General features: G+C 72.9%; 8 protein-coding genes. 6 read left to right on the forward strand and 2 right to left on the reverse strand.

Annotated elements, in window-relative coordinates; all coding sequences use genetic code 11:
* Positions 1-40: 40 nt before the first annotated feature.
* Both mtrB and mtrA read right to left on the reverse strand, forming a co-directional pair.
* Positions 41-2,047: an MtrAB system histidine kinase MtrB gene (mtrB, locus tag AB0M16_RS34520; protein WP_365350171.1), complete on the reverse strand. Its 2,007-nt coding sequence runs from the start codon at positions 2,045-2,047 to the stop codon at positions 41-43.
* A 1-nt stretch (position 2,048) separates the two neighbouring features.
* Positions 2,049-2,726, reverse strand: coding sequence for a two-component system response regulator MtrA (gene mtrA, locus AB0M16_RS34525; protein WP_030250475.1), 678 nt, complete (start codon positions 2,724-2,726; stop codon positions 2,049-2,051).
* A gap of 330 nt (positions 2,727-3,056) precedes the next feature.
* On the opposite strand from mtrA, the gene AB0M16_RS34530 reads away from it, so the two are divergent.
* The 6 genes from AB0M16_RS34530 (at position 3,057) to AB0M16_RS34555 (ending at position 8,979) form a co-directional block, all read left to right on the forward strand.
* On the forward strand, positions 3,057-3,302 hold the full coding sequence (locus AB0M16_RS34530; protein ID WP_365350173.1) for a hypothetical protein: 246 nt from the start codon (positions 3,057-3,059) through the stop codon (positions 3,300-3,302).
* A gap of 284 nt (positions 3,303-3,586) precedes the next feature.
* A complete protein-coding gene (locus AB0M16_RS34535; protein WP_365350175.1) occupies positions 3,587-4,816 on the forward strand; it encodes a hypothetical protein in 1,230 nt (409 codons plus the stop codon).
* Positions 4,817-4,820: 4 nt separating this feature from the next.
* On the forward strand, positions 4,821-5,498 hold the full coding sequence (locus AB0M16_RS34540; protein WP_365350177.1) for a DUF4129 domain-containing protein: 678 nt from the start codon (positions 4,821-4,823) through the stop codon (positions 5,496-5,498).
* Positions 5,495-6,691 carry a DUF4350 domain-containing protein gene (locus tag AB0M16_RS34545; protein ID WP_365350179.1) on the forward strand — a complete coding sequence of 399 codons (1,197 nt, stop codon included), beginning with the start codon at positions 5,495-5,497 and terminating at the stop codon, positions 6,689-6,691. Before AB0M16_RS34540 ends, AB0M16_RS34545 begins: the two co-directional genes overlap by 4 nt.
* The gene (locus tag AB0M16_RS34550; RefSeq protein ID WP_365350181.1) at positions 6,688-7,671 is read left to right on the forward strand and encodes a MoxR family ATPase; all 984 of its coding nucleotides are present in this window, start codon (positions 6,688-6,690) and stop codon (positions 7,669-7,671) included. Before AB0M16_RS34545 ends, AB0M16_RS34550 begins: the two co-directional genes overlap by 4 nt.
* A gap of 12 nt (positions 7,672-7,683) precedes the next feature.
* Positions 7,684-8,979 (forward strand): DUF58 domain-containing protein, encoded by a 1,296-nt coding sequence (locus tag AB0M16_RS34555; RefSeq protein WP_365350183.1) that lies wholly within the window; start codon positions 7,684-7,686, stop codon positions 8,977-8,979.
* Positions 8,980-9,109: the final 130 nt, after the last annotated feature.

Consider the following 9,109-nt stretch of genomic DNA (forward strand, 5'->3'; position numbering starts at 1 on the left):
CGACCGTCCCCGCCCCAGGGCCTCCCGAGCCCCTCGAAGGTCAGCGCCCACGTGTTCCGTCCTCCCGCTCGGCGCGCGTCGACGCCATCGCCTCACCACCGTCGCCGTCCGCCCCCTCGGCGGCCCTGGCCACCACCCGGGCACCGTTGCCCGGCAGGGCCGTCGGATCCACCGTCGCCCTCGGCACGGGCGGCATACGCGGCGGTACGGGCAGGGCGGCCGGGCGATCCCCGGCCGGCTGCACCGGCACCGCCGTCAGGCGCGCCCCGGCACCGGACCCGGCCGCCCGGGCGGCCGCCGTCTGCTCGCGGTTGCGTCGCGAGTCCTCCGGCTCCAGCGGGATCGGGGAGCCGCGCAGCGGCTCGTCCGCGGTGCGCGGCAGCGTCAGCCGGAACTGCGAACCGCCGCCCGGCTCGCCCCACGCCTGGAGCCAGCCGCCGTGCAGCCGGGCGTCCTCCACCGCGATCGACAGGCCCAGACCCGTACCGCCGGTGGTACGGGCGCGCGCCGGGTCGGCGCGCCAGAACCGGTTGAAGACCCGGGTCGCCTCGCCCGGCTTGAGCCCCACGCCGTAGTCGCGCACGGCCACGGCGACGGCCCCGCCGGCGGCGGCGAGCCGCACGGTCACGTCCCGGCCCTCGCCGTGCTCGACGGCGTTCACGACCAGGTTGCGCAGCACCCGCTCGACACGGCGGGCGTCGGCCTCGGCCACCACGGGCTGCTCGTCGCCGACGACGACGATCCTGCAGCCCTTGCGTTCGGCCAGCGGCTCCGCGCCTCCGATGACGCGCCTGACCACCTCGCGCAGGTCTATCGGCGCGGCCTCCAGGGCCGCGGCGCCCGCGTCGAAGCGGCTGATCTCCAGGAGGTCGGACAGCAGCGACTCGAAGCGGTCCAGCTGGTCGCCGAGCAGCTCCGCGGAGCGCGCGGTGATCGGGTCGAAGTCGGCCCGCGCGTCATGGATGACGTCGGCCGCCATCCGCACGGTCGTCAGCGGGGTGCGCAACTCGTGCGAGACGTCCGAGACGAAGCGCCGCTGCATCCGGGACAGGTCCTCCAGCTGCATGATCTTGTGCTGGAGGTTCTGCGCCATCTTGTTGAAGGCCTCGCCGAGCCGCGCGATGTCGTCCTCGCCGGTGACCTTCATCCGCTCCTGGAGCCGGCCCGCCGAGAGCCGCTCGGCGATCCCGGCGGCCATCCGCACGGGCGTGACGACCTGCCGCACCACGAGCCAGGCGATGGCGCCGAGCAGCACCACGACGAACAGGCCGGCGGTCGCCAGGGTGCCCTTGACCAGAGCGAGGGAGTCCTCCTCCTGCGTCAGCGGGAAGAGGTAGTACAGCTCGTACGGGGTGCCGTCGGCGTCGTTGAGGCGCTTGCCGACCACCAGGCCGGCCTCGGAGGCCTTGCCACTCGTGTAGTGGATGCGGGCGTACGTCTGGAAGGTGTTGGTGCCCTGGGCGACGTTGTGCCGCAGGTCGGCGGGGATGCTCGTGGTCGGGTCGACCTCGCCGGAGGCGCGGGCGCCACGGCTCGCGGTGTCCCCGGTCTCCAGGGAGAGCGCGACGACGTTGAACGCGCTCTGACCACCGCTCGCGAGCTGTTCGACGAGCGTGGATCGCCAGTTCACCGACGGACCGGCCCGGCCGTTGTCCTGGTCGCCGCCCGGCGCGGACGGCGTGGTCGCCGCGCGGTCCTGCGCGGCGGAGAAACCACCCGCCGCCTGGCTCTGCGCGGCCTTCTCCTTGGCGTCGAGCAGACCGTTGCGGACCTGTCCGATGACGACCAGGCCGAGCAGCAGCACCACTCCGAGCGACATCAGCAGGGTGCCGGCGACCACCCGCACCTGGAGGTTGCGCCGCCACAGCCGCACGGCGGGCAGCAGCGGTCGACGCACCCAGCGCGCGACGAGCCGGAACACCGGTCCACCCGGTGTTCCGTCCTGCAGCAGACGGCCAAGACTCGAGCCCCCCCGCCCCGGTCCGGCAGCCCGCCCCGTACGGACTCCCGGGTCCCCGGGCTTCGGAGCAGCACTGCCTGCGTTCATGTCAGCTCGGTCCTGCCTTGTAACCGACACCGCGGACGGTCACCACGATCTCCGGGCGCTCGGGGTCCTTCTCGACCTTCGAGCGCAGTCTCTGGACGTGCACGTTCACCAGGCGGGTGTCGGCGGCGTGCCGGTAGCCCCAGACCTGCTCCAGGAGCACCTCGCGCGTGAACACCTGCCACGGCTTGCGGGCCAGGGCGACGAGCAGGTCGAACTCCAGCGGCGTCAGGGCGATGGACTGCCCGTCCCGCTTCACGGAGTGCCCGGCCACGTCGATGACGAGGTCACCGATGGCGAGCTGCTCGGGCGCCGGCTCCTCCGACCTCCGCAGCCGCGCCCGGATGCGGGCGACGAGCTCCTTCGGCTTGAACGGCTTCACGATGTAGTCATCGGCCCCGGACTCCAGGCCCACCACGACGTCGACGGTGTCGCTCTTGGCCGTGAGCATGACGATGGGCACCCCGGACTCGGCCCGGATGAGCCTGCACACCTCGATGCCGTCCCGACCGGGCAGCATCAGATCGAGCAGCACCAGGTCCGGCTTGGCCTCACGGAAAGCGGCGAGCGCCTTGTCGCCGTCCGAGACGAACGACGGCTCGAAACCTTCCCCTCGCAGCACGATCCCGAGCATCTCGGCCAGTGCGGTGTCGTCATCGACGACAAGAACGCGTCCCTTCATATCGACATCATCCCATTTCCGTATCAGTCTCAAGGCGGCTGGTGAGATACCTCACTGACCTGCGGTGACGTCCGCGGTTGCGCGCCGTGATCCGCCGGTGTCCGTGGGTGTCGATGTCAGATGGCCGTCACCCCGTGGCCCCTTGCCGCCCTGCACCGTACCTTGCGCCACCCGGCGCGGCCATGGGACGAACCGGCCCGGCCTCAGCCCGCGACCTCCCCTACCGGCCGGTTCATCAACTCCACCACACTTGCCCGAATCGCTTGACAACGAGCGTTTTGCCCGAGAAACGTGGGGAGCGAATATTGCACCAAAGGATTCGAGGTCGTCATGACCAGGTCCCTCACGAAGAAGAGGCTCGGTGCGGCGATAGCCGCGGCCGCCGCTGCCTGCGCGCTCGGGCTGGGCACTGCCGGAACCGCCGTCGCCACCATCGACGAAGTGGACATCTCCTGCACCAACAAGGGCGGCCACGACCCCGGCGGCCAGCAGCCGTCCTGCAAGGGCAGCTCGCTCACGCAGGAGAGCGAGTTCCAGAACCCCTCGGGCCACGCCCCCGGTGGATGGAACAAGTGACGTAGCCGAAACACTCGACACTCGCGAACAACACCGTTTGCGCCCCCTGCCTGGAAACCCCACGGACAGGGGGCTCCACCATGTCGGGGGCCACGACCCCACCCACCGCCCGCGTCCCCCGACCCGCCCACCCGGGAGCGAGGACACAAAGCCGAGACGGCCCCGCCCACGGGCGGGGCCCGCGTGGCACGATGGCTCCCGGCCCGCCGCTCCAGGCGGTCGGCCGCAGAGACCGAGCCGGTTCGCCGATCCGGCCCCGCGACCATTCCTCGAGGTGGACGACCGTGAACGACACTCCGGGCTGGGCCTCGCCCGGATCTGCTCCCTCCGACGGCCAGAACGACCAGGGGGTGCCCCGGCCCGCCTCGCCCGGCGACGCGAACGGCGCCGCCCCCCAGTGGTCGAAGGACCAGCCTCCCGCCGGCCAGTGGCAGCCCCCGACCGCCCCCGTGAACGGCACCCCGCCGGCCCCCACCCCGGCCCGTGCCGACAGCGGCTGGGGCGGCCGGGCCCCGCAGGGCCCGTGGGGCCAGCAGCACAGCCAGTGGGGGCCCCTGCCGGCCGCGAAGCCCGGTGTGATCCCGCTGCGCCCGCTGACCCTCGGCGACATCCTCGACGGCTCCGTGGCCACCCTGCGCCGCTACTGGCAGACGGTCCTCGCCGTCTCCGTCACGGTCGCGGTGCTCATGCAGGTCGCGGAGATCCTCGCCCAGCGCTACCTGGTCCCCGCACCGCCGGAGATCAACCCGGACGCGAGCCCCGCCGAGGCCCTCTCCCAGAGCGTGGACGCCCTGCAGAGCAGCCTGATCGGCATGGGCCCGGCCTACGTGATCATGGTGGCTGCCACGCTCGTCAGCGCCGCGCTGCTCACCGTCGTCATCAGCCGCGCCGTCCTGGGCCGCCCCGTCACCCTGGGGACCGCCTGGCAGGAGGCCCGCCCGCGTCTGCTCCAACTGCTCGGGCTGACCCTGCTCGTGCCCCTGATGGCCGCCGGCATCATGTTCGTCGGCCTGCTCCCCGGCCTGCTCCTCGGCGGCAGCGGCGGCGCCGGTCTCGCCTTCCTCGGCGGCAGCTGCGCCTTCGTGGCCGTGGTCTGGCTGACCATCCGCTTCAGCCTCGCCTCGCCCGCGCTGATGCTGGAGCGGCAGGGCGTCGTGAAGGCGCTGAGGCGCTCCGCGAAGCTGGTCCAGGGCTCCTGGTGGCGCATCTTCGGCATCAACATCCTGACCCAGCTGCTGGTCTTCCTGTTCTCGATGCTGATCGCCATCCCGTTCGCCTTCCTCGCGATGGCCGTGGCGGGCAACGGGCTCAACGACATCCTCGACGGCTCCATCCCCGAGACCAGCTGGACGTACCTGATCATCATGGGCATCGGTGGCGTCATCACCAGCGCGATCACCTACCCGATCTCCGCCGGCGTGACCGTCCTCCTCTACATCGACCAGCGCATCCGCCGCGAGGCCCTCGACCTCGAACTGGCCCGCGCCGCCGGACTCCCCGGCTACGGAGGCTGATGGCGTGACGATCACGGGGGGCACAGCCGGTGACGTACCGGTGCGGGTTCCCCGCGTCCCCGCCCAGGAGGCGGCGGAGCGGGAACTGTCCAAGCCGATGTACCACGAGAACGACCCCAGCCTTCTCCAACGCGGGCTCAACCGCTTCTGGGACTGGGTCGACGGCCTCTTCGAGGCGGTCTCCGGAGCCACGCCCGGAGGAACCACCGGGCTCGTGGCCGTCGTCATCGTCGCGCTCGCCCTGATCGCCGCCCTCTGGTGGCGCCTGGGCACCCCCCAGCGCGCCGCGTCCGGCGGCGGCGACTCCCTCTTCGACGACGGCCCCCGCACGGCCGCCGAGCACCGGGCCGCCGCCGCCCGCCACGCCGCCGCCGGCCAGTGGAACCAGGCCGTCCAGGAACGCATGCGGGCCATCGTGCGCTCCCTCGAGGAACGCACCCTGCTCGACCCCCGCCCCGGCCGCACGGCCGACGAGGCGGCCACGGAAGCCGGCCGGTCCCTGCCCGCCCATGCCGACGGGCTGCGCTCCGCCGCCCGCGCCTTCGACGACGTCACGTACGGCGGCCGCACCGCCGACCAGCCCGCGTACCGGCGCATCGAGCAACTGGACACCGCCCTGGAGCGGACCAAGCCGACCCTCGACACGGTCGCCACCGGCGCCTTCACGGAGGCGCCCCGATGAGCCGTCAGGCCACCAGCACCACCTCCACCTCGCTCACCCCCCGTCAGATCTGGACCCGCGCCCGCGGCACGCTGCTCGTGCTCGCCCTGCTCCTGATCGGCGGCATCGTCCTGGCCACGGCCCGCTCCACCGACCACCACGGACTCCTCGACCCCCGCTCCGCCGACCCCCACGGCAGCCGAGCCGTCGCCGAACTCCTCAAGGCCCAGGGCGTCACCGTCGACATCGCCGACACCCTCACCGAGGCCACCGCCGCCACGGGCGCCGACACCACCCTTCTCGTCACCACTCCGGACCTGCTCACCCCCGGCCAGCAGTCCGCCCTGTACACGGCGATGGCCGGCTCGGCCGGCCGCACCGTCCTGCTCGGCGCCGGCATCCCGTCCCTCGGCACCCTCGCCCCCGGCCTCGACACCGGTACGAGCACCACGGTCGCGACCCTGGAACCCGCCTGCACCCTGCCCGCCGCCACCCGCGCCGGCAGCGTGGAACTCGGCGGGGAGCGCTACGAGACCGGCACCGCCACCGCCGACGTCTGCTACCTCTCCGACGGCCTGCCGACCCTGGTCCGGCTCCCCGGCCCGGGCACGGCGGACACGGTCCTGCTCGGCTCCGCCGAACTCCTCTACAACAAGCGTCTGGCGCAGCAGGGCAACGCGTCCCTCGCCCTGCAACTCCTCGGCTCCCGCCCTCATCTCGTCTGGTACCTCCCCTCACTCACCGACGCCACCGCCGACCCCGAGGCCGCGGACGACCCCACCGGCACCTTCCTCGAACTGATCCCCTCCGGCTGGCTTTGGGGCACCCTGCAGCTCGTCGTGGCGGCCGTCCTCGCCGCCGTCTGGCGCGGTCGCCGCCTCGGCCCGCTGGTGCCCGAACGGCTCCCGGTCGCCGTCCGCGCCTCCGAGGCCACCGAGGGCCGCGCCCGCCTCTACCGCAAGGCCGACGCCCGCGACCGCGCGGCGACCGTCCTGCGCACCGCGACCCGCGGCCGGATCGCCCCGCTCCTCGGCGTCCCCACCAAGGACGCCCACTCCCCCGATCTGCTGCTCCCCGCACTCTCCGCCCGGCTCCCCTCGACCGCCGGGACCCACCAGGAACTCCTCTTCGGCCCGGCTCCCGCCGACGACGCCGCCCTCATCCGCCTCGCGGACCAACTCGACGCCCTCGAAAGAGAGGTACGCACCTCATGAGCGCCCCGACCCCCGAGACCCTGACGGGCTCGGACAGCGCCCGCGCCTCCCTGGAGGCCCTGCGCACCGAGATCGGAAAGGCCGTGGTCGGCCAGGACCCCGCCGTCACCGGTCTCGTCGTCGCCCTGCTCTGCAAGGGCCACGTCCTCCTCGAGGGAGTCCCCGGCGTCGCCAAGACCCTCCTCGTGCGGGCACTCGCCTCCGCGCTCGAACTCGACACCAAGCGCGTCCAGTTCACCCCCGACCTGATGCCCAGCGACATCACCGGCTCCCTCGTCTACGACGCCCGGACCGCCGAGTTCTCCTTCCAGCCCGGCCCGGTCTTCACCAACCTGCTGCTCGCGGACGAGATCAACCGCACGCCCCCCAAGACCCAGTCCTCCCTCCTGGAAGCCATGGAGGAGCGCCAGGTCACCGTGGACGGCACCCCCCGTCCGCTGCCCGAGCCGTTCCTGGTGGCCGCGACGCAGAACCCCGTCGAGTACGAGGGCACCTATCCCCTGCCCGAGGCGCAACTCGACCGCTTCCTGCTGAAACTGACGGTCCCGCTTCCCTCACGCGAGGACGAGATCAATGTCCTCACCCGCCACGCCCAGGGCTTCAACCCCCGCGATCTGAAGGCCGCCGGAGTGCGCCCCGTCGCCGGCCCCGCAGAACTCGAGGCCGCCCGCGAGGCCGTGGCCAAGGTGGCGGTCTCCGCCGAGATCGCCGGCTATCTCGTCGATATCTGCCGTGCCACGCGTGAATCCCCTTCGCTCACCCTCGGCGTCTCCCCCCGAGGAGCCACCGCACTGCTCTCCACGGCCCGCGCCTGGGCCTGGCTCACCGGCCGGGACTACGTCACCCCGGACGATGTGAAGGCCCTGGCCCTGCCGACCCTGCGCCACCGCATCCAACTGCGGCCCGAGGCCGAGATGGAGGGAGTCACCCCCGACTCCGTCCTCAACTCGATCCTCGCCCACGTCCCCGTACCCCGCTGAGAACGGCGCCCCATGGCCCTCACCGGACGCACCGCCCTGCTCGCCGCCATCGGGTCGCTCCCCGTGGGCATCCTCGCCCCCAGTTGGACGGGGATGCTCGCGGTGAACGCGCCCCTCACCCTCGCAATTCTGTGCGACTACGCAATGGCGGCGCCAGTAAGAACGCTGCAGTTCACCCGAAGTGGTGATACGTCTGTTCGACTGGGTGACGGGGCGGACATCCGACTCACCGTCACCAACCCTTCCCGCCGCCGCCTTCGTGCTCAACTCCGCGACGCGTGGGCCCCGAGCGCCGCCCAGACCCCCACGCGCCAGCGGTTGACGGTCCCCGGCGGCGAACGCCGCCGCATCACCACGGCCCTCCGCCCCACTCGCCGCGGCGACCGCCACGCCGAGCGCGTCACCGTCCGCTCGTACGGCCCCCTCGGTCTCGCCGCTCGCCAGGGCAACCACGAGGTCCCCTGGACCGTACGCGTCCTGCCCCCCTTCGCCAGCCGCAAGCACCTGCCCTCACGGCTGGCCCGGCTCCGCGAACTCGACGGCCGCACCAGCGTCCTGACCCGCGGTGAGGGCACGGAATTCGACAGTCTCCGCGAGTACGTCCCCGGCGACGACACCCGCAACATCGACTGGCGGGCCACCGCCCGCCAGACCACGGTCGCCGTCCGCACCTGGCGTCCCGAGCGCGACCGCCACATCCTCATCGTCCTCGACACCGGCCGCACCTCCGCCGGCCGCGTCGGCGACGTCCCCCGCCTCGACGCCGCGATGGACGCCGCCCTCCTCCTCACCGCCCTGGCCTCCCGCGCCGGCGACCGAGTCGACGTCCTGGCCTACGACCGGCGCCTCCGCGCCCAGGTCCAGGGCCGGTCCGCCGGCGACGTCCTGCCCGCCGTGGTGGACGCCCTGGCCCCGCTCGAACCCGAACTCGTCGAGACCGACGCCCGCGGCCTGGCGGCCACCGCCCTGGCCCGCGCCCCTCGCAGCTCCCTCATCGTCCTGCTCACCGGTCTGGACGCGGCCCCGGTCGAAGAGGGCCTGCTCCCCGTCCTGCCCCAGCTCACCCGGCGCCACACGGTCCTGGTCGCATCCCCCGCCGACCCTCACATCGCTCGTATGGCCGGCACCCGCGGCACGATCGAGGGCGTCTACGAGGCCGCTGCCGCGACCCAGGCCCAGACCCAGCGACTCCGTACCGCGGAACAGCTCCAGCACCACGGCGTCACCGTCGTGGACGCCGCTCCCGACAATCTGGCCCCGGCCCTGGCGGACGCCTATCTCGCCCTGAAGGCCGCCGGCCGTCTGTGATCCGTGCGGGGACTCCCGAAAGGGAGGCCCTCACACGGCCCGTGAACGCAGAAAAGCCCCGCACCATGAGGTGCGGGGCTTTCCCACAATGATTGTTCGGCGGCGTCCTACTCTCCCACAGGGTCCCCCC

The organism is Streptomyces sp. NPDC051921 (assembly GCF_040680975.1).
Taxonomy (GTDB): domain Bacteria; phylum Actinomycetota; class Actinomycetes; order Streptomycetales; family Streptomycetaceae; genus Streptomyces.